The organism is Mesorhizobium sp. B2-8-3, assembly GCF_006440815.1.
Classification (GTDB): Bacteria; Pseudomonadota; Alphaproteobacteria; order Rhizobiales; family Rhizobiaceae; genus Mesorhizobium.
In genome coordinates this window covers 380155-402438 of record NZ_VFTW01000003.1, presented here as the reverse complement: position 1 = coordinate 402438, position 22284 = coordinate 380155, and the positions used below count along the sequence as shown (strand labels likewise).

22 protein-coding genes are annotated in these 22284 nt (G+C 64.0%); 11 read left to right on the top strand and 11 right to left on the bottom strand.

Translation table 11 applies throughout. The features are described 5' to 3' along the window. Positions 1 to 48 precede the first annotated feature (48 nt). The 5 genes from FJ418_RS07230 (at position 49) to FJ418_RS07210 (ending at position 3631) form a co-directional block, all read left to right on the top strand. Complete coding sequence (locus FJ418_RS07230) at positions 49 to 972, top strand: peptidylprolyl isomerase (protein ID WP_140864510.1); 924 nt, start codon at positions 49 to 51, stop codon at positions 970 to 972. A gap of 36 nt (positions 973 to 1008) precedes the next feature. Next, positions 1009 to 2043 (top strand): 4-hydroxythreonine-4-phosphate dehydrogenase PdxA, encoded by a 1035-nt coding sequence (pdxA, locus tag FJ418_RS07225; protein ID WP_140864508.1) that lies wholly within the window; start codon positions 1009 to 1011, stop codon positions 2041 to 2043. Between the two features lie 7 nt (positions 2044 to 2050). Then, a complete protein-coding gene (rsmA, locus tag FJ418_RS07220; protein ID WP_140864506.1) occupies positions 2051 to 2896 on the top strand; it encodes a 16S rRNA (adenine(1518)-N(6)/adenine(1519)-N(6))-dimethyltransferase RsmA in 846 nt (281 codons plus the stop codon). Between the two features lie 145 nt (positions 2897 to 3041). Then, the gene (locus FJ418_RS07215) at positions 3042 to 3350 is read left to right on the top strand and encodes a type II toxin-antitoxin system RelB/DinJ family antitoxin (protein WP_140864504.1); all 309 of its coding nucleotides are present in this window, start codon (positions 3042 to 3044) and stop codon (positions 3348 to 3350) included. Further along, the gene (locus tag FJ418_RS07210; RefSeq protein WP_140864503.1) at positions 3347 to 3631 is read left to right on the top strand and encodes a type II toxin-antitoxin system RelE/ParE family toxin; all 285 of its coding nucleotides are present in this window, start codon (positions 3347 to 3349) and stop codon (positions 3629 to 3631) included. Before FJ418_RS07215 ends, FJ418_RS07210 begins: the two co-directional genes overlap by 4 nt. A gap of 27 nt (positions 3632 to 3658) precedes the next feature. Here the strand turns inward: FJ418_RS07210 and gmk are convergent, their stop codons facing one another. The 8 genes from gmk to fabD all read right to left on the bottom strand — a co-directional run bounded on the left by gmk (position 3659) and on the right by fabD (position 10503). Then, the gene (gene gmk, locus FJ418_RS07205; RefSeq protein ID WP_140651807.1) at positions 3659 to 4333 is read right to left on the bottom strand and encodes a guanylate kinase; all 675 of its coding nucleotides are present in this window, start codon (positions 4331 to 4333) and stop codon (positions 3659 to 3661) included. A gap of 5 nt (positions 4334 to 4338) precedes the next feature. Further along, positions 4339 to 5229 (bottom strand): YicC/YloC family endoribonuclease, encoded by an 891-nt coding sequence (locus FJ418_RS07200; protein WP_140864501.1) that lies wholly within the window; start codon positions 5227 to 5229, stop codon positions 4339 to 4341. 190 nt (positions 5230 to 5419) lie between these two features. Then, the gene (gene mltG, locus FJ418_RS07195) at positions 5420 to 6694 is read right to left on the bottom strand and encodes an endolytic transglycosylase MltG (RefSeq protein WP_140783693.1); all 1275 of its coding nucleotides are present in this window, start codon (positions 6692 to 6694) and stop codon (positions 5420 to 5422) included. A 168-nt stretch (positions 6695 to 6862) separates the two neighbouring features. After that, positions 6863 to 8125 (bottom strand): beta-ketoacyl-ACP synthase II, encoded by a 1263-nt coding sequence (gene fabF, locus FJ418_RS07190; RefSeq protein WP_140644486.1) that lies wholly within the window; start codon positions 8123 to 8125, stop codon positions 6863 to 6865. Between the two features lie 34 nt (positions 8126 to 8159). After that, on the bottom strand, positions 8160 to 8396 hold the full coding sequence (locus FJ418_RS07185; protein ID WP_006203723.1) for an acyl carrier protein: 237 nt from the start codon (positions 8394 to 8396) through the stop codon (positions 8160 to 8162). A 198-nt stretch (positions 8397 to 8594) separates the two neighbouring features. Continuing rightward, positions 8595 to 9332 carry a 3-oxoacyl-[acyl-carrier-protein] reductase gene (gene fabG, locus FJ418_RS07180; protein WP_140783695.1) on the bottom strand — a complete coding sequence of 246 codons (738 nt, stop codon included), beginning with the start codon at positions 9330 to 9332 and terminating at the stop codon, positions 8595 to 8597. 10 nt (positions 9333 to 9342) lie between these two features. Then, a complete protein-coding gene (locus tag FJ418_RS07175) occupies positions 9343 to 9531 on the bottom strand; it encodes a hypothetical protein (protein ID WP_140644484.1) in 189 nt (62 codons plus the stop codon). A gap of 30 nt (positions 9532 to 9561) precedes the next feature. Next, positions 9562 to 10503, bottom strand: a complete 942-nt coding sequence (gene fabD, locus FJ418_RS07170) for an ACP S-malonyltransferase (protein WP_140864499.1) — start codon at positions 10501 to 10503, stop codon at positions 9562 to 9564. A 277-nt stretch (positions 10504 to 10780) separates the two neighbouring features. Between fabD and FJ418_RS07165 the strand changes: the two genes are divergently transcribed. Then, entirely contained in the window at positions 10781 to 12709 is a 1929-nt protein-coding gene (locus FJ418_RS07165; RefSeq protein WP_140864497.1) for an LTA synthase family protein, read from the top strand. Positions 12710 to 12810: 101 nt separating this feature from the next. Here the strand turns inward: FJ418_RS07165 and FJ418_RS07160 are convergent, their stop codons facing one another. Continuing rightward, entirely contained in the window at positions 12811 to 13983 is a 1173-nt protein-coding gene (locus FJ418_RS07160) for an NAD(P)/FAD-dependent oxidoreductase (RefSeq protein WP_140864495.1), read from the bottom strand. Continuing rightward, positions 13980 to 14684: a class I SAM-dependent methyltransferase gene (locus FJ418_RS07155; RefSeq protein ID WP_140864493.1), complete on the bottom strand. Its 705-nt coding sequence runs from the start codon at positions 14682 to 14684 to the stop codon at positions 13980 to 13982. Before FJ418_RS07155 ends, FJ418_RS07160 begins: the two co-directional genes overlap by 4 nt. 344 nt (positions 14685 to 15028) lie before the next feature. On the opposite strand from FJ418_RS07155, the gene FJ418_RS07150 reads away from it, so the two are divergent. Genes FJ418_RS07150 through FJ418_RS07130 form a run of 5 tightly spaced genes read left to right on the top strand, consistent with a single transcriptional unit; the run spans position 15029 to position 19741 of the window. Beyond that, positions 15029 to 16045, top strand: coding sequence for a type III polyketide synthase (locus FJ418_RS07150; RefSeq protein WP_246682962.1), 1017 nt, complete (start codon positions 15029 to 15031; stop codon positions 16043 to 16045). Further along, the gene (locus FJ418_RS07145) at positions 16045 to 17262 is read left to right on the top strand and encodes a sulfotransferase (RefSeq protein ID WP_140864490.1); all 1218 of its coding nucleotides are present in this window, start codon (positions 16045 to 16047) and stop codon (positions 17260 to 17262) included. The genes FJ418_RS07150 and FJ418_RS07145 overlap by 1 nt, the downstream gene beginning before the upstream one ends. A gap of 6 nt (positions 17263 to 17268) precedes the next feature. Then, the gene (locus FJ418_RS07140; protein WP_140651789.1) at positions 17269 to 17886 is read left to right on the top strand and encodes an ABC transporter substrate-binding protein; all 618 of its coding nucleotides are present in this window, start codon (positions 17269 to 17271) and stop codon (positions 17884 to 17886) included. A gap of 16 nt (positions 17887 to 17902) precedes the next feature. Further along, positions 17903 to 18616 (top strand): ABC transporter ATP-binding protein, encoded by a 714-nt coding sequence (locus tag FJ418_RS07135; protein ID WP_140703156.1) that lies wholly within the window; start codon positions 17903 to 17905, stop codon positions 18614 to 18616. A 3-nt stretch (positions 18617 to 18619) separates the two neighbouring features. Further along, on the top strand, positions 18620 to 19741 hold the full coding sequence (locus tag FJ418_RS07130; protein WP_140864488.1) for an ABC transporter permease: 1122 nt from the start codon (positions 18620 to 18622) through the stop codon (positions 19739 to 19741). Positions 19742 to 19894: 153 nt separating this feature from the next. Here the strand turns inward: FJ418_RS07130 and FJ418_RS07125 are convergent, their stop codons facing one another. Next, the gene (locus FJ418_RS07125; protein ID WP_140864486.1) at positions 19895 to 21523 is read right to left on the bottom strand and encodes a pilus assembly protein; all 1629 of its coding nucleotides are present in this window, start codon (positions 21521 to 21523) and stop codon (positions 19895 to 19897) included. Positions 21524 to 22284: the final 761 nt, after the last annotated feature.

Sequence of the window (22284 nt, the reverse complement as noted above, 5' to 3'; positions counted from 1 at the left end):
TCGGAGGACGCGCGGCGCCGTCATGGTGGGGAAGATTGGGAAGGTAAGATGAGGAAATACCTGTTTTCAGCGGGATTCGCGCTTCTGGTGGCAGCGGCCTCGGTTTCGGTCACGGCTGTCGTGCAGCCTGCTTTCGCCGCTGAGATCAAGTATGTCGTCAACAACATAGCGATCACCACCGGCGACATCGCGCACCGCGCAGCCTTCTTCAAGCTGCAGCACAAGAAGGGCGATGCCGCGCAGGAGATGATCGACCAGACGCTGCGGCTGGCCGAGGCCAAGCGGCTCGGCATCCGCATCAGCGACCAGCAGGTCGACGCCGCCTATCAGCGCTTCGCTTCGGGCAACAAGATGCCGCTGGCGAAACTCGACGCGATCATGGCGCAATCGGGCGTCACCAAGGAACACTTCAAGGAATTCATCCGTGCCCAGATGGCCTGGAACCAGGCGCTCAGCGCGCGCTACCGCTCCGGCGAAGGCGGCTCGGTGACCGAGCAGGATGCCGTGCGGCGCATGCTGGACAAGGGCGGCGCCAAGCCGACCGCGACGGAATACATGCTGCAGCAGGTGATCTTCGTGGTGCCCGCGTCGGAGCGCGCCGCCACGCTCGCCAAACGCAAGCGCGAGGCAGACGCCATGCGCGCCCGCTTCAGCGGCTGCAACACCACGCGCGACTTCGCCAAGGGCCTGCTCGACGTCACCGTGCGTGATCTCGGCCGCTTTCTGGCGCCACAATTGCCGTCCGATTGGGCCGAGCAGATCAAGGCGACCAAGGTCGGCGCCGCGACGCCGACCCGCGAGACCGAGCGCGGCATCGAATTCATCGGCGTCTGCTCCTCGCGCGATGTTTCCGACGACAAGGCCGCGCAGATGGTGTTCCAGGCAGAAGGCAGCAACGACAAGGACGCCGACGAACTCAGCAAGAAATATGTCGCCGAGCTGCGCCAGAAGGCCAAGATCGTCGAACGCTAGAGCGACAAGCGTGCAATACCGCAGCCGGCCCACCGCATGAGCGCGCAGAAGACCGATGCGCCGCTGGCGCTCAGTGTCGGCGATCCCTCGGGCATCGGGCCCGAAATCGCTATCGCCGCCTGGCAGGCCGGCGACAGCGCCGGCGTGCCGCCCTTCTACCTGCTTGCAGACCCCGCTTTGATCGAAGCCCGCGCCCGCCTGGTCGGCGCAAATGTTGCGATTGCCGAGACGCTGCCAGGACAGGCAGCGCATCATTTTTCCCGCGCGCTGCCCGTCGTGCCGCTTTATGCGCGCCATGTCGACAGCCCGGGAGAGCCGGATCCGGCCAATGCCGCAGGCACGATCGAAGCCATCGACCGCGCCGTCGCGGACTGCCTCGCCCGCCGCGCCGCGGCGATAGTCACCTGCCCGATCGCCAAGAAGCCGCTCTATGATGCCGGATTTGGCTTTCCGGGCCACACAGAGTATCTGGCGCATCTGGCCTCGCGCCACACCGGCAGGGACGTGACGCCGGTGATGATGCTGGCCGGACCGGACCTGCGCACCGTTCCGGTGACCATCCACATCGCCTTGGCCGACGTGCCGAAAATGCTCACGACGGAGCTGATCATCGCAACCGCGCGCATCACCGCCGCCAATCTCAAGAGCCGCTTCGGCATCGCGCGGCCAAAGCTTGCGATCGCCGGGCTCAACCCGCATGCCGGCGAGGGCGGCGCCATGGGGCTGGAGGATGCAGCGATCGTCGCTCCCGCAGTCGAGATGTTGCAGGCGGAAGGCATCGACGCGATCGGACCGCTGCCGGCCGACACGATGTTTCATCCGCGCGCGCGCGCCGGCTATGACGCGGCGCTCTGCATGTATCACGACCAGGCGCTGATCCCGGCCAAGACCTTAGCCTTCGACGAGGCCGTCAACGTGACGCTCGGCCTGCCCTTCATCCGCACTTCGCCCGACCACGGCACCGCTTTCGACATCGCCGGCAAGGGCATCGCGCGCGCCGACAGCCTGATCGCCGCGTTGAGGCTGGCGCGCCGGCTGGCCGACAGCGGACGGCAGGCCGCCGCCGCGTGAGGATGCATTGAGCGGACGCACCACCATCGACGGGTTGCCGCCGCTGCGCGAGGTGATCGAGCGGCACGGCCTGCAGGCCAAGAAGGCGCTCGGGCAGAATTTTCTTCTCGACCTCAACCTGACAGGCAGGATCGCGCGCGCCGCCGGGGATCTCGGCGAGACGACAGTGATCGAGGTCGGTCCGGGCCCAGGCGGACTGACGCGGGCACTGCTCTTCAACGGCGCGCGGCGCGTGATCGCCATCGAGCGCGACGAGCGCTGCCTCGAAGCGCTGGCCGAGGTTTCCAGCCATTATCCCGGCCGGCTCGAGGTCATTCCCGGCGATGCGCTGAAGACGGATTTTGCCGCACTCGCCGGCGCGGCGGACGGCGCGCCTGTGAAGATCGTCGCCAACCTTCCCTACAATATCGGCACGGAGCTTCTGATCCGCTGGCTGACGGTGGCCGACTGGCCGCCCTTCTACCAATCGATGACGCTGATGTTCCAGCGCGAGGTGGCGGAGCGCATCACCGCGGCTCCTGGCAGTGACGCCTATGGCCGGCTCGGCGTGCTTGCCGGCTGGCGCACCGAGGCGAGGATCGCCTTCGACGTGCCGCCGCAGGCGTTCACGCCGCCGCCGAAGGTCACCTCATCGGTAGTGCATCTGGTGCCTCGCCCATCTCCCCTGCCCGTGGACGCCAGAAAGTTGGGCCGCGTCACCGAGGCCGCCTTCGGCCAGCGCCGCAAGATGCTCAGGCAAAGCGTGAAGAGCCTGGGTGGCGAGGCGCTGCTGACCCGCGCCGGCATCGACCCGACGCGTCGGGCGGAAACGCTGAGTGTCGAGGAGTTCGTCAGGTTGACGAACGCGGTGTAGTGCTCTTCGCCCCGTTTACGGGGAGAAGATGCCGGCAGGCAGATGAGGGGCGGCGCGAACCTGCAAAAGTATGGCGCTCCTAAGGGGAAAGTTGCGCTGGCAACCGTCATTCAAACGCATTACATTCATGGCAAAGGAGATGGCCATGCCAACGAACGCACTTGTCCAGACGCGTATCGACGCCGATATCCGGGATCGGGCTTCCGCGGTGCTCGAAAGCATGGGACTCACGGTTTCGGATGCGGTGCGGATACTTCTTACCCGAACCGCCAACGAGGGCGCGTTGCCCATCGATCTGCTCGCAAACAGTGAGGCTTACGATGTGTGGTTTCGCGCCAAGGTGCGCGAGGCTCTGGACGACACCCGAGCCGACATTCCTGACGAGCAAGTCGAGGCGTATTTTGCCGAAAGACGCGCTGCAGCACGTCGCAAGGTCAACGAGCCTAGATCTTGAAGATCGTATGGTCGGCATTCGCACTTTCGGATCGCGATGGGATATTCACGCATATCGAGGCTGACAACCCTGCCGCCGCGGTCGCGATCGATGAGCGGATTGTCGCCGCGATAGGCCGTCTCCGTGACTTTCCCGAGAGCGGCCGTACCGGCAGGCTTTCAGGAACACGAGAGCTTGTCATCGTCGGCACGCCATATGTCGCGGCCTATCAGATAGCTGAGAGCAGGATTCGAATCCTTCATGGAGCACAGCGCTGGCCGGACGATCTTGCAGACAGCTGACGCTATTTATCCGGCTGTCCGGCCAGCCTACGTCGTCTTCTCGTCCAGCAACCCCGAAATGAAATCGAACAGGCCAGGGCGCCTGTCGCGCCGAAGCCGCTCCGCCGTGACGATGGCGCGGACCTCGGCGAAGGCGCGGTCGAGATCGTCGTTGACGATGACGAAGTCGTATTCCTTCCAATGCTCGATCTCGAGGCGGGCGTTCTTCAGCCTGGTCTCGATGACGGATTCCTGGTCTTCGGCGCGGCGCTTCAGGCGCGCCTTCAATTCCTTCATCGACGGCGGCAGGATGAAGATCGAAACGATATCGGCGCGCATCTTCTCCTTGAGCTGCTGCGCGCCCTGCCAGTCGATGTCGAAGAGCATGTCGCGGCCTTCGGCCAGCGCGATTTCCGCGGGCTCACGCGGCGTCGCATAGCAATTGCCGTGCACCTCGGCCCATTCGAGCAACGCGTCGGAGTCACGCAGCCGCTCGAACTCGCGCATGGTGCGGAAGTGATAGTGGACACCCTCGATTTCCGAGCCGCGGCGCGGCCTTGTCGTGACGGAGACCGAAAGCTCGAGACTTCCATCGCTTTCCAAAAGATTGCGCGCGATCGTCGACTTGCCGGCGCCCGACGGCGACGACAGCACCAGCATCAATCCGCGGCGGCGGATGCGGGACCCCAGATCCCTGGCGGCCGTCGGTTCCTTGGCAACCATCCCCGTCACTCCAGATTCTGGACCTGCTCGCGAAACTGGTCGACCACCGCTTTGAGCTCCAGCCCGATCGCGGTGACCGCGGCGGCGTTGGACTTCGAGCACAACGTATTCGATTCGCGGTTGAATTCCTGCGCGAGAAAATCGAGCTTGCGGCCAACGGCGCCACCGCTTTTGAGCAGCGCCCGCGCCGAAGCGACATGTGTCTTCAGCCGGTCGATCTCCTCGCGGATATCGGCCTTGGTGGCGAGGAAGGCCGCTTCCTGGTGCAGCCGGACGGCATCGAGATTGGCCGAGGCATCCATCAACAGACGCATCTGCTCGGCGATGCGCGCGCGGATCGCGGCGGGTTCGCGCGAGGGGTCGGCCTCCGCCTTCAGCGTCAGCGTCTCGATGGTGTCGACATGGCCGGAAAGAAGCGCGCCAAGTGCCGCGCCCTCACCGAGGCGCGCCTGTTCAAGGCCGGCGAGCGCCGCCTCGAGCGCCGACAGGATCGTGGCATCGAGGGTAGCCCGCTCCTCCTCGGTCTCCACGGCCTCGGGGATGTCGAGCACCCCGCGCAGGGAAAGCAGGCCATCCGCGGTGGCGGGCTCGGTGCCGAACTGCTCCTGCAAACGCTTGGCCAGCCCCGCCAGATCCTTGAGGAACGCCTCGTTGACCACCGGCTGGACTAGCCTGGCGGCGGCGCGGCCGACGGTCAACGTCGCCTGGAAGTTGCCGCGCGCAAAGCCCTTCTGAATCGTCTGCCGGACCGCCGTCTCCAGCCGGTCGAAACCCTGCGGCAACCTCAGCCTCACCTCGGCGCTCTTGCCGTTCACCGATTTCACCTCCCAGGCGATCGAGGTGCCATCACTTTCGGCGGCGGACCGCGCAAAACCGGTCATGCTTTGCAGGCTCATTGCCCTGTCGTCCCCCTGTCGCAGCCAAGGCATGCGTGGCCCAGCGCTGCGCGCCCCAAACATCGCCGGACGAAAGGCCGGCGCCCCCTCAAAACATGAATACGGCCTCGCGTCAAAGGACGCGTACTTCCGTTTGATGCATGTCGTTTTCCCAAAACCGCTGCGCACTTTTGGGCGACATGCATTGCGCCTATTGCGCGTCGCCGCCGCCGGCGTCGCCGTTCTCGCCGCTGCCGCCATTGGCACCGGCATCGCCGCTGTCGCCGTTGCCATCGGGAGCAGCCGGCGCCGTCGTCTGGCCGGAAGCCTTGGCGGCGGCGTCCGCCTGCTTCTTCTGCAGCGCCCGGTAGCGGGCAACGTTCTGGTTATGCTCTTCCAGCGTCGCCGCGAAGACATGGCCGCCATTGCCGTCGGCGACGAAATAGAGGTCGTCGGTCTTCGACGGATTGGCGACCGCTTCGAGCGCCGCGCGACCCGGATTGGCGATCGGCGTCGGCGGCAGGCCCTTGATCATGTAGGTGTTGTAGGGCGTCTGCTTGTCGAGGTCCGACTGGTAGATCGGCCGGTCCGCCGGCTTTCCCTTGCCGCCGAAGAGGCCGTAGATGATGGTCGGGTCGGACTGCAGCCGCATGCCCTTGGCCAGGCGGTTGAGGAACACCGCGGCGACGCGCGAGCGCTCGTCGCTCCTGCCCGTCTCCTTTTCGACGATCGAGGCCAGCGTGACGAAGTCGTCGATGTTGGCGATCGGCAGGTCGGGCGCGCGGTGCGACCAGACGTCGTCGACCAGTTTCTTCTGGTCGGCGATCAGCTTATCGACCATCTGCTGCCTTGTGGCGCCGCGGGTAAAGCGCAGCGTGTCGGTGGCGATGCTGCCCTCCGGCGGCAAGGCCGGCGGCATATCGCCGGTCAGCGCCTCCTGATCGGCGACCCGCTGCAGCGCCTGCTCGACCGTCAGCCCTTCGGGAATGGTGAGCGAGTACATGACCGACTTGCCGCTCTTGAAGAGCTCCATGATGTCGCGCATCGAGGCGCGCGGCTTGATGGCGTACTCGCCAGCCTTCAGCGCCGATTCATTGCCCGTGGCGCGCACGCCCAGCCGGAAGACGCGGGCATCGCTGATCAGGTTGCGGCGTTCCAACTGGTCGGCGATCTCCTGCACGCCGGTGCTCGGCTTGATCAGGAAGGTGTCGCCATTGGCGGATGGGCCGGGCTCGACGAAAGCCTGCATGCCGAAATAGAGCGCGACACCCGAGGCGAGCACGACCAGGATGACCATGGAGAGGAAGAAATTGAGGAAGACGACGACCTGGCTGCGCGAGGCGCGCGAGCGCTTCGACGGCGGCGGCGTGCCGGCTTCCGGGCGCAACGCCTCGGCCGCGGTCTTCGGCCTGATCGGCCCCTTTGTGCCTTGCCGTCCGAATTCCCCGTCGCCGCCCGGATTTGTGCTGCCCGGATTTGTGCTCATGGCGCGCCCTGCCGTCTGATCTTGCAACGAATCCCCCGGCAAAAAGCTAGGGGAGAATTTGGCAAAAATGACGGCAGGTGGCGGAACTGCCGGCTGGTTGTCTGTCTCTGAGCAATCCCGGGTAGAAAACCGCTGCGCACTTTTCCTGGGATTGCTCCGGCTGGCCCTTCAGCCATTGTAACGCTGGAACACGAGCGAGGCGTTGGTGCCGCCGAAGCCGAAGGAATTCGACAGCGCGACGTCGATCTGGCGCTGGCGTGGCTTGTTCGGCACAAGATCGATCGCCGTCTCGCGTTCCGGATTGTCGAGATTGATGGTCGCCGGCGCGATGTTGTCGCGGATGGCCAGGATCGAGAAGATCGCTTCCGCGGCACCCGCGGCGCCCAGCAGATGGCCGATCGACGACTTGGTCGACGACATCGATATCTTCGAGGCGGCGTTGCCGACCAGGCGCTCGACCGCGCCGAGCTCGATCGTGTCGGCCATGGTCGAGGTGCCGTGGGCGTTGATGTAGTCGATGTCGGCCGGCGAGAGCTTCGCCCGGTTAAGCGCCGCCGTCATGCAGCGGAAGGCGCCATCGCCGTCTTCTGCCGGCGCGGTGATGTGATGGGCGTCGCCCGTCAGGCCATAGCCGGTGACTTCCGCATAGATCTTGGCGCCGCGCGCCTTGGCATGCTCCAGCTCTTCCAGGACGACAACGCCGGCGCCCTCGCCCATGACGAAGCCGTCGCGGTCGCGATCATAGGGACGCGAAGCTGTTTCGGGGCTGTCATTGCGCTCGGTGGAGAGCGCCCGGCAGGCGGCGAAGCCGGCAATCGACAGCCGGGTGATCGGCGCCTCGGCACCGCCGGCCAGCATCACATCGGCATCGCCCCACATGATCAGCCGGGCGGCGTCGCCAATGGCGTGCGCGCCGGTCGAGCAGGCGGTGACCACCGCATGGTTCGGGCCTTTCAGGCCGTGGCGGATGGAGACCTGGCCCGAGACCAGATTGATGATCTGCCCGGGGATGAAGAAGGGGCTGATGCGGCGCGGGCCGCGTTCCTTCAGGATCATCGCGTTTTCGGCGATGCCGTCGATACCGCCGATGCCGGAGCCGATCAGCACGCCGGTGGCGCACTGGTCCTCATGCGTCTGGGGCTTCCAGCCGGAATCGGCCAGCGCCTCGTCGGCGGCGGCGATGCCATAGAGGATGAACTCGCCGATCTTGCGCAGTTCCTTCGGCTCGAGCACGGCCTCCGGATTGAAGGTGCCGTTCAAGCCGTCGCCGCGCGGGATGACGTGGGCGATCTTGCAGGCAAGATCGTCCACCTCGAATTCGGTGACGCGGCGGCAAGCGCTGCGGCCGGAGAGCAATTCCCGCCAGCTGTGCTCGACGCCCATGCCAAACGGCGAAAGCAGGCCAAGGCCCGTGACGACGACACGCCTCATCGCAGGTCCTCCCCGATAATGCCTGCGAAAGAACTCAGGCCGAGGCCTTGTCGATATACTTCACGGCATCGCCGACGGTCAGGATGGTCTCGGCCGCATCGTCCGGAATCTCGACGCCGAACTCTTCTTCGAACGCCATGACGAGTTCGACCGTGTCGAGGCTGTCCGCGCCCAGGTCGTCGATGAAGCTCGCCTGCTCCGTCACCTTGTCGGCGTCGACGCCGAGATGCTCGATGACGATCTTCTTGACGCGCTCTGCGGTGTCACTCATTTGGGGCAATCCTCGTCTTAAGTTGTCTATCTTCGTTAGCGGGCGGAATGCCGCTAATCAAGCTGAAAGATGGTCTTGCGGGCAACGCACGCCACAGGACCGGTTTTTGCCCGAACCGCCGGGTTGCGGGCCGCATTACACGAAAAATGGCGGGCGTCCAAGCCGAAATGGCTGTTTTCACAGGCGCCCGCCCATGCCTCAGATCATCGCCATGCCGCCGTTGACGTGAATGGTCTGGCCGGTCACGTAGGCCGCCTCGTTGGAGGCGAGATAAGCGACGGCCGACGCCACTTCAACGCTGGTGCCCATGCGCCTTGTCGGGATCGCGGCCATGATCGTCTCTTTCTGCTTGTCGTTGAGCTTGTCGGTCATGGCCGATTCGATGAAGCCCGGGGCGACGCAGTTGACGGTGATGTTGCGGGTGGCGATTTCCTGCGCAAGCGACTTGGAAAAGCCGATCATGCCGGCCTTGGATGCGCAGTAATTGGTCTGTCCGGGATTGCCGGTGACGCCGACCACCGAAGTGATGTTGATGATGCGGCCATGGCGGCGGCGCATCATGGGATGGGTGAGTTCGCGGGTGAGCCGGAACACGGCGGTGAGGTTGACCTCGATCACAGAATCCCAGTCGGCGTCCGACATGCGCACGAACAGGCCGTCCTTGGTGATGCCGGCATTGTTGACCAGGATATCGACGCCCTCGAGGTCGGCTTCAGCCTTCTGTCCGAGCGCCTTGACCGCGTCGCGGTTGGTCAGGTCCGCTGGAAACAGTTTTACGCGGTCGCCCAATTCGCCCGCCAGGGCTTCCAGCTTCTCCACACGGGTGCCGTGCAGGCCGACGATAGCGCCCTGGCTGTGCAGCACCCTGGCGATCGCTTCGCCGATGCCTCCCGATGCGCCGGTGACGAGCGCCTTGCGGCCGGTCAGTTCGAACATTTTCTCAACCTCATTTTTCCGAATGCGCCGCGGGCGATCCCGGTTCCGTATACGTCAAATCATCCAGGCCATGCCAGAAATCTTCGGTCGTCAGGACATCCTCGTCACCGCGCCGAATGCGTTCCACAACCTCAGCTGCAATGCGATAGTCCTCCTCCATGTGCTCGGTTTTGCTTCGACCAATCTTCGAAGGAGACATTCGACACCTCCGGTAACGTTCGAGCGATCCTTAGCCAAGCGCCGCCAGTGCCGCCTCGACTTCCGCCGCCGTGCCGATGGCGCCGGTGGCGATGTCGCGGTTGATGCGGCGCGCCAGGCCCGACAGCACCTTGCCGGCGCCGACCTCGTAAAGCGTCGCGACGCCGTTGGCGCCGAACCATTCCACCGTCTCGCGCCAGCGCACGCGGCCGGTCACTTGCGCGACCAGGCGGCGAGCGATCTCATCAGGGTCGCTGGTCGGCGTCACCGTCACGTTGGAGACGACCGGAATCACCGGCGCCTGCTTCGCCACACCCGCCAGCGCCTCGCGCATGATATCTGCCGCCGGCGCCATCAGCGCCGAGTGGAAGGGCGCGGAAACCTGCAGCATCAGCGCCCGCTTGGCGCCCTTTTCGGTGCACAGCTTCGCCGCCAGCTCGACCGCCGCCCTGGCGCCCGAAATCACCAGCTGGCCGCCGCCATTGTCGTTGGCGACCTGACAGACGGAGCCTTTGGCCGCTTCCGCGCATGCCGCTTCGACATCGGCCTGCTCGAGACCGATGATGGCGGCCATGGCGCCCTCGCCGGCCGGCACCGCCGCCTGCATGGCGTTGCCGCGGGTCCGAAGCAGCCGCGCCGCGTCGCCGACCGAAACGAAGCCGGCCGCCGCAAGCGCGGAATATTCGCCCAGCGAATGACCGGCGACATAGGCCACCTTGTCCTTCAGCGAGAAGCCCCGCGCTTCGAGCGCCCGCATCGCCGCCAGCGACACCGCCATCAGCGCCGGCTGGGCGTTGGCGGTCAGCGTCAGCGTCTCTTCCGGTCCTTCCCAGATGAGTTTCGACAGGTTTTCGCCGAGCGCGGCGTCCACTTCCTCGAAGACGCGGCGCGCTTCGAGGAATTGATCGGCGAGGTCCCTGCCCATGCCGACGGCCTGGCTGCCCTGTCCCGGAAAGGTGAATGCGACGGCCATTTTGGGTCTCTCCAGAGGCTGGTTTTTCCCTGCCTCTGGCGCAAGGCGCACAGCCAAGTCAAGCCCGCCGGCGCCTCTTCAGCCAGCATTTCAGCCGGAAAACCCAGCTGACTCCCTGTTCCGAAAGGCTTTTTGGCGATCACACCTGATGAAAACCGCTCACGTTTAGTTTGCTGGCTCTTCTTATTTCCGCCACAGGCGCTAGCTTTGCGTGACATTTCGATGACAGAAGCGTGACGGGCGTGGAAGGCGTGTCGCGTTGGCCGGGGGAAGTAGAGTGGCAAGGATCAGAAAAGGCGCGGCCAAGCCCGTGCCTCAGTTTTTGGAAGACGATCCGTCCACCGGCTACCTGCCGGGACGGGCCTGGCCGACTGTACGCTACGGCCTGACGACGCTTCTCGTCTCCGCCCTGCTCGTATTCGCGATCGAGTTGATCGTGCGCGGCGATTTCTTCGGCACGGTCGATTTCTTCCTGCAGCCGTTCAAGCCGGGCTGGACCACCATCATCGTCTTCGCCCTGGTGCTGGTCGGGCTGGACGCCATACTCGGGCGCAGTCACCAGAGCCTGATGATCGTGGCGCCGCTGACGCTGGCGCTGGCCTTTGTCGGCCACCAGAAATCGCACTATCTCGGCGATCCGCTTTATCCGACGGATTTCCTGTTCGCCCGCCAGATCGTGGCGCTGATGCCGCTTCTGGTGCGCGAGCGGCCGTGGACGGCCGTCATGCTGGCGGTCGGCATCGTCGGCGGGCTGACGCTGCTTGTCTACGGCTGGCGGACCTGGCGCAGGCGGGTGCCGATCCTCAGCCGCAAAGGCCGCCTGGCGCGGCTGGCGCTTGCCGTGCCGCTGCTCGCCTTCTTCGTCTCGATCATGGACTATGCCACCTTCTCGTGGACGCGCGACCGGCTGCAGATCATCCCGATCATGTGGGACCAGAAGGAAAACTACGCCTCCAACGGCTTTGCGCTGGCTTTCGCGATGAATGTGCCGATGGCGCATGTCTCGGCGCCGCCCGGCTACTCCGAAAAGGCGATGGCCGCGATCCAGCGCCCCGACGTCGCCGCTTCGGTACCAAACGAGAAGCCGGATATCGTGGTGGTGATGAGCGAATCCTTCTGGGATCCGACGCAGTTGCCCGGCGTCATCATCAAGCCCGACCCGATCCCGACGGTTAGGGCCTTGCGCTCCGGCTCGATGTTCTCTCCCGAATTCGGCGGCATGACCGCCAATATCGAGTTCGAGGCGCTGACCGGCTTTTCCAATGCCTTCCTGCCGGCCGGCTCGATCCCCTATCAGCAATATGTGCGCACCCCGACCCCGTCGCTGGCGACCTTCCTGAAGAGCGAAGGTTACTATGCGCGTGCCATCCATCCTGGCACCAACTGGTTCTGGAACCGCGGCGCGGTTTATGCCGATTTCGGCTTCAAGGACTTCAAGTCTGAAGAGACGCTGCCGCCGATGGAAAAGCGCGGCCCGCTTGCCTCCGACGCGGCAATGACCGACGAGATCATCCGCGAGGCCGATGCCAGCGACGACCCGGTGTTCTTTTTTGCGGTCAGCCTGCAGAACCATGGGCCTTACGAGCCTTACCGCTACAGCAACCCGACGCATTCGGTCGATGCGCCGATCAGCTCCTGGGCGCGGGAATCGCTGCTCTCCTATGCCGAAGGCTCGGCCGACGCCGACCATGGCCTTAAGCGCCTGATCGACTGGGCGAAGGCGCGCCAGCGGCCGACGATCATCGCCTTCTTCGGCGACCATCTGCCGCCGCTGGGACCGGTCTATGTCGAGACGGGCTATCTCAAGGACAATGTCGCGCCGCGCAGGGAACCTAACGCCGGCGCCGCGATCGAGCATCACGATACGCCGCTGGTCATCTGGTCGAACCGCTCCGGTCCGGTGCAGAACCTGGGCTCGGTAAGCCCGGCCTTCCTGCCCTACCATATCCTGACCACCGCGGGCATCACCCACCCCTATTACACCGGTTTCCTCGGCGCGCTGCGCGAACACTACCGGGTGGTCGACCGCAACCTGCTCCTGTCGCCCTCGGGCGAAGCCACGCCGGACTGGGCGAGGCAGAAGCAGATCGACCCGAAGATCAACGATTTCCGGCTCATCCAATACGACATGATGTTCGGTAAGCGCCGCTCGGCGCCCGACTTCTTCCCCGAAACGGTTGACAAGCTCGTCGCGCATACGAGCTGAGGCGAAGGCGGTCAAAGCTGATCACAGCCATCCCGGCCATTGGCGGGAAGCGATGCTCCAATTCCGGAGCCTCGGAAGGTTTCGCCGCCGCAATCTGGACGTCAAAAGCCTGGAACGGGCTGGGTCTTTCCACTCAGTCGCGCGCCAATCGTCAAAGCCGCCGGAAAACTCTTGATCACGGCGCGCATGGCCGTCGCGCCACCTGGCCCAAGCGCTATCCGGGCAATCAAGGCCGCGGCACGCAGACGCGTCGAGAATTGCCGACGCCATTCGCGTTCGTAGCGATGACCGGCGGCGTCGCGGCCCTCGTGACCTTTGCCCGATGCGATCAGTTCTCGCGCAAGCAGCCAGCCCGATTGCAGCGCCATCGAAATCCCCTCGGCGATGACGGGATGCGACTCACCTGCGATGTTGCCGACGCGGAAGATGCCCTGATCGTAGCCAGCCCGGATACCGGGATGAATCGGTCCCGCAGCCAGCCAGGGGCCATCCAATTCGGCACCGGCCAGCACAGTTGCTACGCCTCGGCATGAGGCCAGGACATGGCGCGATACCGCATCCGCCGCCGCAATATTTCCAAAGCGCTGGCGAAGCCCGGATAGAACATCGCGGCGGATGCAGCAGGAGATTGAAACCCGGCCATGGTCCGCCGTCACCATCCCACCATATCCGCCTGGGAATACGAGCAGCGGCATCAGGTCGGGCGCCAGCGCGGCGCCGGTAAAATGCGCCTTGAACCCGAAAAGGTCGGAAGGTTGGCTCGTTCTTTCAAGCTGGCTCGGTAGTTTCCCGCTTTCCCAGGATCCGTGCGCGGCAATGATGACAGGTGCGCTGAGGACCTTCTGTTGCCGGCCCGACTCCACAGTCACAAATTGCAAGTCATCGCGCCGACGAACAGCGACCGCCTTGCAAGGCTGGAGAATTTCGACGCCCGCACGTTCGGCGGCCTGTAGCAGGATGGTGTCCAAACGATCGCGGCCGAGCGCGCGGCCAAGACCCGTCCTGGCGGTCGGCATTCGGGCCTGCGCAGAGACATCGCCCGAAAAGAACCCGACCCGACGTATTTCGGGCCCGGCTTCCGCGCGCCAGCTCTCGCCAACGCCCAACTGATCGAGCAAGGCAAGGCTGGTGCCTGACATAAACTCGCCGCAGACCTTTCGGCGAGGAAACAGCACCTTCTCCACCATTGCCACCGACCAACCCCGTTGGGCGAGCGCAATGGCGGTGGAGCTGCCGGCAGGGCCGGCGCCGATGACAATTGCGTCATGCATCATTTCGTGTCGGGCATGCTGCCACCGACAAAACCTTGCGTGAACAGGCCTCTGCGGCCCTCCATCACAGGCGTTCCACCTGACAGTTGCCACAATTGTGAAAGTTCCGTGCCGCGAAAACCGGCGCGGACACTTTGCGCCGCATCGTTCAGCGTTACTGCGCAAGCGCCGATCAATCGCAGGAACCGTGTAGCCACAAGTGGCACCTTGGCTCTCAATGGCTCCGTCGCGACGAGTATCGGGGCCATCGTCATGATCCGAGAAAATAGCTCCAGCAGGCGCATGTCATCGAAGTGATGGAGGATAAGGTTGGCGCAAACAAGGTCGAAGGGCCTGTCCTGTGTCCAATCGAACAGATCTGCAGTTACGGGTTGCGCCCGCCAACCCAATTCAGCGAAAGAGTTGCGCAAGTCCTCGCCTATCAGGCCGATCCTGTCGACCATGACGATCTCGACGTCGGGCCAATAGCGCGCCATCAGCCGCGCCACCGTCAGCATGAACTTTCCGTCGCCGGCGCCTATTTCGAGGATGCGCAGCGGTGGCTTTTGCACATTCGCTCGCATCAGCGATGCCATGATCCTGGCCTGGAACATCAATGCATTGATGCGAACGAGGTCGCGACGGGATGCAATCGCACGGGGATCATCGGCGGGAAGGCCGTCAAGGAGTTCTGGCTCTAGATGCCGGATGTTTATGTCGGTCATGCGCTGGATCGGAAATCTAGGGCCTCGGCGGGGCAATCCGGCAATAGAATTCGGTCGTACCTTCATGGCCGCGCGCACTGTTCATCGCGGAACTCGCATGTGAACTCAACCCGGATGGCGAAGCGAAGGTCGGTCCCTTCATGCAAGATCGGAGGCTGATATCACAGTTTGCTAATGAGAAATATCGGCGCCGCGCAATAAAATGCCCTATGCAGGCGTTTACCTTATGAACGCTTCCCCAATACGCAGACCTCTTGTGAGACCCGATTGGGCTCATTCTCGGAGCTATCTTGTCCCCACAAGCGTATCTGAATGGCATTGCCACGTGTGTCCCCGAACACGACGTGCATCAATTCTTCCTCGGCTATGGAGCCTCGCTGCTTGAAAACGATCCACAAGGCCTTGCGCTCTTCGAGCGGATGGTCGCTCTGGCCGGGATCGAACATCGCTATTCCTGCTTTGCGCCTGCCGACGATCCGCACGGCGGGGCAATAGACCGCGACGGCACCTCGGTCAAAGGCTCGTTCGCCAGCACCGCAATCCGTATGCGGATGTACGAAGCCGCCGCGCCGGAGCTCGCGCAAAAGGCCGTCGACAAACTTCTGGCCAACGACGACCGCTCGCTGATCACGCATTTGATCGTGACAAGTTGCACCGGCTTTTCAGCGCCTGGCATCGACCTGGAGCTGGTGCAGCGATGCGGCCTGTCGACGTCGGTCGAGCGTACCATCGTCGGCTTCATGGGATGCCATGCCGCCATCAATGCCTTGAAGCTTTCACGCCACATCGTGCGCTCGGATCCGAGCGCACGCGTGCTGGTCGTCAACATCGAATTGTGCACGCTGCATTTCAAGGAAGCCACGAAGCTCGAGAAGCTGATCTCGTTCTGCCTATGGGGCGACGGTTGCGCGGCCTCGCTGGTGACGGCCGAACCGCATGGCATCCTGCTCGAAAGCTTCCACGCCATCGTGGCGGCGGAGCGCAAGGAGCTGATGAGCTGGCACATCCGCGACGACGGGTTCGACATGGTGCTGTCCGGCCAGGTTCCCGGCGCCGTCCGGGAGACGCTGCGCAACGAGCATCCGGCCATCCTCGGCGGCAGGCCCGCCAAGGAGATCGATTTGTGGGCGGTGCATCCTGGCGGCCGCTCGGTGCTCGACTCAGTCGAGCGGGCACTCAAACTGGAGCCGACCGCGCTAGCAGCATCGCGCGAAGTGCTCCGGCGATACGGCAACATGTCGTCAGCAACCGTGATGTTCGTGATGGCCGAAATGCTGAAGGAGCCGTCGGGCCTGCTCGGCTGCGGCATGGCGTTCGGGCCCGGATTGACGACAGAGACCATGATGTTCCGGACTGCCTGATGAAGTCGAACACTGTCCGGCACCGCGTCCGTGCTTTCGCAGCCCGCTGGCTGGTGCCCTACTTGCCGTATCCGCACTTCATGTGCGTGGCGCCGCTTGACGCCGTATTGCGGGTCTTGTGGCGCGCGGAAGGCCAGTTCCCTCCCGCTTACTGGCCACGCCTGGTGCTCCTGCTCCTGCTTTCCGGCATCAACACGATCGCCTCCCTGCCGGAGCGCCTGATCCTTGCAGCATGGCTGCGGCTGCGGCCTCCCCGGATGGAGCGGGACAACGCGCCCGTGTTCGTCCTTGGTTACTTCCGATCCGGGACGACGTTTTTGCAGAACCTGCTGGCAGCAGACCCAAGTTTGAGATCGCCGAGCTGGCCGCAGGTCCTGGCGCCTCAGACATTCGTCCTTGGCTGGGCTCTCCTGCGCACCCTTTTCGTGCCCTTGCTGCCGTTGACGCGCCTCGACGCGGTCGTGCCGGTGGGCGCCAGGCTGCCGGCGGAGGACGACTTCGCATTGAACAATCTGGGTGGGATGTCGATCGTGGCTGGACGCGCCGTGCTTCCCCGCCGGCAAGCCTTCTTCAATCGATATCACGATCTCGACGCGCTTTCGGCGGACGAGCTGAGCCGCTGGCGCTCACATCAATTCGCATTCGTCCAGAAGCTCACTCTCGTCGCAGGCGGGCGGCGACTTCTGCTCAAGTCGCCGAGCCACACGGCCCGCGTCCGCTACCTGCTGGAACTGTTCCCGGGCGCCAAGTTTGTCCACATCTCCCGTTCGCCGGAAGCGGTATTCCGGTCCAACATCTTTCTGGTGCGAGAATTGCAACGGGCATTCGCCCTGCAGTCGCCGCTACCCGAGGACGAGCAGGAGGAGATCATCACGCGCGATTATCTCGCGACGGAGATGCACTATCTGGCAGATAGAGCCCGGATTCCAGCCGCCGACTTCGCAGAGGTGCGGCTACAGGATCTCATTGCCGACCCGATGGGCGAGATGAAACGGATCTACCGCGAACTGGACCTGCCATTTTCCCGCGGCTGCGAGGAGCGCATGCTGCAAGTCGCCGCGACGTTTGGCAAACAGCTGCGCAACCGCCATCCCGACCTGACGGAAGGGCAGAAAGCGCGCGTAGCCCGCCTCGAACCGCTCGCTTCCAGCTTCGGGGATGCGCCTGCGCTGGCTCGCGAGACGCTCAATATTGACAGTCAACCGCGCATTGGGTGACATGGGATGATGACAGCAGGCCTATGGTCGCAGACAAGCTGGGCAGCTTTGGCGCGGCTGCTGGTTGTCCCTTTGTTGCTCGCCATCTGCGCCCCACCGCTTTCGGCATCTGCCGATGAGCAGAGCGATGCGGCCAAGCTGGTCGAGACCGTGCGCCAGGCGGCGATTGTGCTTGGGCACGGTGGACCCGCCAAGGCGCAGCTGCGTTCGATCTCCGCTGCCTTCGACGGAAAGGGGATCGCCCAAGCCGTGCTCGGGGCGCATTGGCGCAGCGCCAGTGCGGACGACCGCGCCGCCGTGGTCGATGCGCTGCTTTATGCCATCGCCCACAGGCTGGCCGACAAGCTCGAGCGGACGCAGGACAAGAGTTTCACCGTGCTCGGCACAAAGGCCCTGGCCAACGGCGACATCCTCGTGCGTAGCGAATTCCGCCGGCCGCTCCACGGCCCGACCTCCGTGGACTGGCGTGTGCGCCACTGCCGCGGACAATTGTGCATCGGCGATGTCTTTGTCGACGGCGGCTCGGTGACCGTGCAGCAGCGGGATCGCATTGGCCAGCTGCTCGCCGGCAATGGCGGCTCGATCCCCGCGCTTGTCGCCGATCTCAGGAAAGGCCGAGTATGACTCCTCGCCGGTGCTTATGTCCGCCCTCGTCGAATTGAGCAATGTCGGCCGCGATTTCGACGGCGGCCGCATTGTCGCCGTTGAGGATGTGTCGCTGGCCATCGGGACCAACGAGACCGTCGCCATTGTCGGCCGCAGTGGCAGCGGCAAGTCCACAATCCTGAACCTTATCTGCGGGCTCGACCGGCCGACCCGCGGCGAAGTCCGATTCGAAGGACGGGCCGTCAATGGAAGGGCTGCCTGGGCAGCCGTCCGGGCCAGCAGGATCGGTATCGTTTTCCAGAATTTCTCCCTGCTCCAGTCCTTGTCGGCGCGCGAGAACATCGAGGTGGCGCTGTTGGGAAACCTCGGCGGAGCGCGGCAGCGCAGCGTTCGCGCGCTGGAACTGCTGGCGCATTTCGGTCTCGCCGATCGCGCTACGCTGCGGCCGGCCGAGCTTTCCGGCGGCGAACGCCAGCGGCTTGCCATTGCGCGGGCGCTTGGCAACCGTCCGAAGCTTCTCCTTGCGGACGAGCCGACAGGAAGCCTCGACGTGCAGACGGGCCAATCGGTCATGGGCATCATCGGCGATGCGCATCGCGAATTCGGGACCGCAGTGATCGTGGTGACCCATGACGAGGACGTGGCCGCATTGTGCGGCCGGCGCGTCGAGATCTCGGATGGACGCATCCGTTCGGACAGCCGAATGGCGGCGATGTCGGCGCCTGCGCCGGCTTCGCGGATCCGCTAAGCCATGACAGAGCTGACACTTCCCCTGCGCGGTCTTATTGCGCGTCCGCTTCGCACCCTGCTCACGGTGCTCGGCATCGCTTTGGCGGTCGCCGGGTTTGTCGCACTTACCGGCCTGACCGCCGGCGTCCAGCGATCGTTTGCGTCGGGAATCGATGAGAACGGCGCGGACCTGGTGGTAAGCCAGCGCAGCTCGTTCAACCTGGTGAGCAGCACCGTGCCCAAGTCGCTAGGCCCGGCGCTTTCCGCTGTGCCTGACGTCGAGGCCGTGTCGGGCGTTCTCCTCAACATCACCACCGCCGACGAGGACGCGAATATCGTGATGGCCGGCTGGCCGAGCGGCAGCTTCCTATGGAAAGGCGTGCCCCTCGTGGCGGGGCGAATCCCGGCGCCGGGGGACCAGTGGCCGGTGGTCCTTGGCCAATCCATTGCCAGCGCATTGGGCAAGCGGATCGGCGAAACCGTCGAGCTGCAGTTCCAGCCCTATCAGATCGTCGGCATCGCGTCATTCTCGTCCATGCTGAACCAGAACAGCGCCATCGTTCCGCTCGAAGGGCTGCAGCAACTCCTGTCGCGGGAGGATGTGTTCACTCTGTTCGAGGTGAGATTGAAGCGCCCGCTCGACAACAACGACATCGCTGTTGCCCGCACCCGGCTTATCGCAGCCGCACCGGGGTTCGAGGTGGGCGACACCGAGCAGTTTGCCAACAGCATTCGCGTCTTCGATCTGCTTCAGGCGATTGCCCGGACAATTTCGCTGGTTGTCATGATGATGGCCTCTGTCGCCGTTGCCAACACACTTCTGATGGCCGTGAACGAACGGACGTTCGAGATTGGGGTTCTCGCAGCACTGGGCTGGTCACCGGGGCGGATTCTTCGGCTCATTCTCATCGAAGGCGTTTTCATGAGCGCAGCCGGCGGCGTCATCGGCATTATTCTCGGCGCCCTTGCCATGGAATTGGCGGCGAAGACAAAGTTCGCGGCGGGCCTGATCGTCCCTTATTTTTCAGGCTGGTCGATCGCGCAGGCGCTGATCTTCGTCTTCATCGCCGGGCCGCTCGGCGCGCTCTACCCTGCCTGGCGCGCCACGCGCCTTCTCCCCGCTGAAGCGCTCCGCAGGCTCTGACGCGACTTGCCTTGTCGGCCGGGAGGGCGTTCCGGTGCCGATGGCGCCGGCAAAAGCATCGACCTGTCCGGCGGAGGTCTGGCTCTGTTCGCCGGACGGGCGCACAGAAGCGATCGGTATACGACCGTTCCCGTGCCGCGCCGCCCACCCTCGTCAGTTGGTGAGCTGCAGCCTGGAGAACTTGTTGGCGATGGTCTGGAAGACGTTGGGCAGCTTGGCCGGGTCCTCGACGGCGTAATAGTCGCTCGGGTCGGAAGCGCAGGCGCTGTAGAGCGAACGATTGGCCGCCGTGTCGGCCTGCAGCACCATGGTGTAGATCTGCACGCCCTGGTTCTTCAGCTGTGTGCAGACATCCTTGGTCCAGCCGTCCACATTGCGCGCCGCCGCCGTCTGGTTGCTCGAACCGAAACGGCCGCTGGCGAGGTAGCCATAGGAAGTGTAGTCCGATTTCTGCGGCGTGTTCGATGCGCCGTAGACGACGTTCTCGCCATCGGTCAGAAGCATCACCACCTTTGTGACGCCCGCCGTCTTATAGGGGGCGGCGGCGGTGTAGGGTGGCTGCGGCGACAGCACCCGCTGGCCCCAGCTCAAGCCCTCCGACACGTTGGTGCCGGAGCCGTTCCATTCGCTCATCTGGCTCGCTGCCTGGCGAAGCTTGTCGAAGTCGTCGGTCAGCGGAATGATCGGCGTCGGGCAGGCGCGGTTCGGGCCGATGGTGATCGGATTGCCGGCCTCGGTGATTTCCTTGCCGGTCGAGGCGACGTATTTGGCGATCGTCGTCAAATCCGCGCTGAGCAGCGCGTTGAGCACGCCCGTCAGCAGCCCGCTCAGATCTATGCCCAGTATGTTCTGGTTCAGCTTGGTCTTATCGATAGTGTCGTTGAGATAGGAATTGTTGTAGCCGGTCGACGAATTGCCATACGACGCCGAGGGCTTCCTGGCGACGTCCGGGTCGTCCGGCGCGAAATAGGGCACGAACAACGTATCGGGCTTCGACGGGTCCGGCGGCGTATCGGAAATGTTCAAGGCGCCGGGCCGCGCCTCGACGCAGCCCTTCCAGCCCGTATTGTTCCAGCCGCCCGTCTGTCCGAGCTGCTTGAACAGCGCCATGTGGTTCGGTCGCTTGCCGCCGATGATCGGAAAGTTGACGCCGTTGGTGGACGACCTGCCGTCCATATCGATCCAGGACGGATCGAATTCGGGGCCGTTGACGTCGACGGCGGTGACGAAGGGCACCAGCGAGGCCCGCACGGACCGGGTCGGCGACTTGACCGCCTCGAGATAATCGAGCAGCGACTTGGTCGCCGTCCGGAGCGCGGCGATACGCGCGCCGGCCATCGAGCCAGTGTTGTCGAGCACCAGCACCACTTCGAGCTGATTGTTCGATTCGACCGCCGAAGCGTCGACGCTGATATGCTTTTCGGCGCCAAACAGGAACGCGAAGTTGAGATTGACGTCGGCCGAAGCCGTGGCCCTGGTCTTGACGAAGTTGACGCCCCTGTCGACGGTGAGCGTGGCCTTGGCGTTGGAGAGTTCACCGTGGCTGGCGACATTGGCCTGAAAATAGCTGTTGAAGGCATCATTGCGCGTCGTCTCGGCGTCGCCGAGATGCGAAGAGGCGAGGTTCGCGGCGTCCAGCGCGTTCTGCAGATTGCTTTTTGCCCGCATCAGGGTGGAGACATCGGTGGCAAACGCCACCGCGCCCAGCATGGCCGGCACGCCCACCGCCAGCATCAACGAGAAATTGCCGCGCCTTGAGCGCCAAAACTGCCTGAGAAGCATTCCCTACCCCTGGAATTGCTCGATTTTCCGCCGCCTTGCGGCCCGCGTGCCTCTCATGCGCCTTTCATGATAAACGGGTGGTTACAACCCGTTACAACCTTATGGGGGTGGTTAAAGTTCGATTACTGGAAAATCGATAAAATCGGGCAACGGCCGGCGTCTTCCGAAACTGCGGCGCCTTCTCCAGCCATGCAGGGACTCCCGACTTTGGCCAGTGTCTCAGTCTGAAATTCAACCCGTCGCTCGCGGTGCAAAGAAGCACGTCCATCTCATTCGATATCTGCCTACGCGAAATGTCGGGTAGAGATTTTCGCAGATATGATACTGGTCATCAGGCGCAGCCTGCACGCGGTTCCATGGAATGAACCACTCGCCTGTAGGCGGATCGTTCCGAGAGTAAGGCTCGGGTTGCTTGACGTAATAGCCCTGTCTGGCAGATCTGACATCGCTTGACGCGATAGGACGGCAATCATGATCGTCGCAGCATTTGAGATTAAGAACAGGATCAGTCTTGCCCGAATACCAGCTATGGGCGTTGGCGTCGCCCACCAAGATAAGACATATAAAGGCGATACGCCGTTGCAGCCGCCCCATGGATTTCAGACCCTCACATTTTGCCTATAGCATATTATGGATGGCTAATATTTATACTGAGGTCGAATCGATAGGCGCATAGGTCCGATCGGCTGCCGTCACTCGGCAACTCGCTTTTGCAGGACCGCGCGTTCCCGGCTTCGGCAACGGCCCCCGCTTAAGGCTGA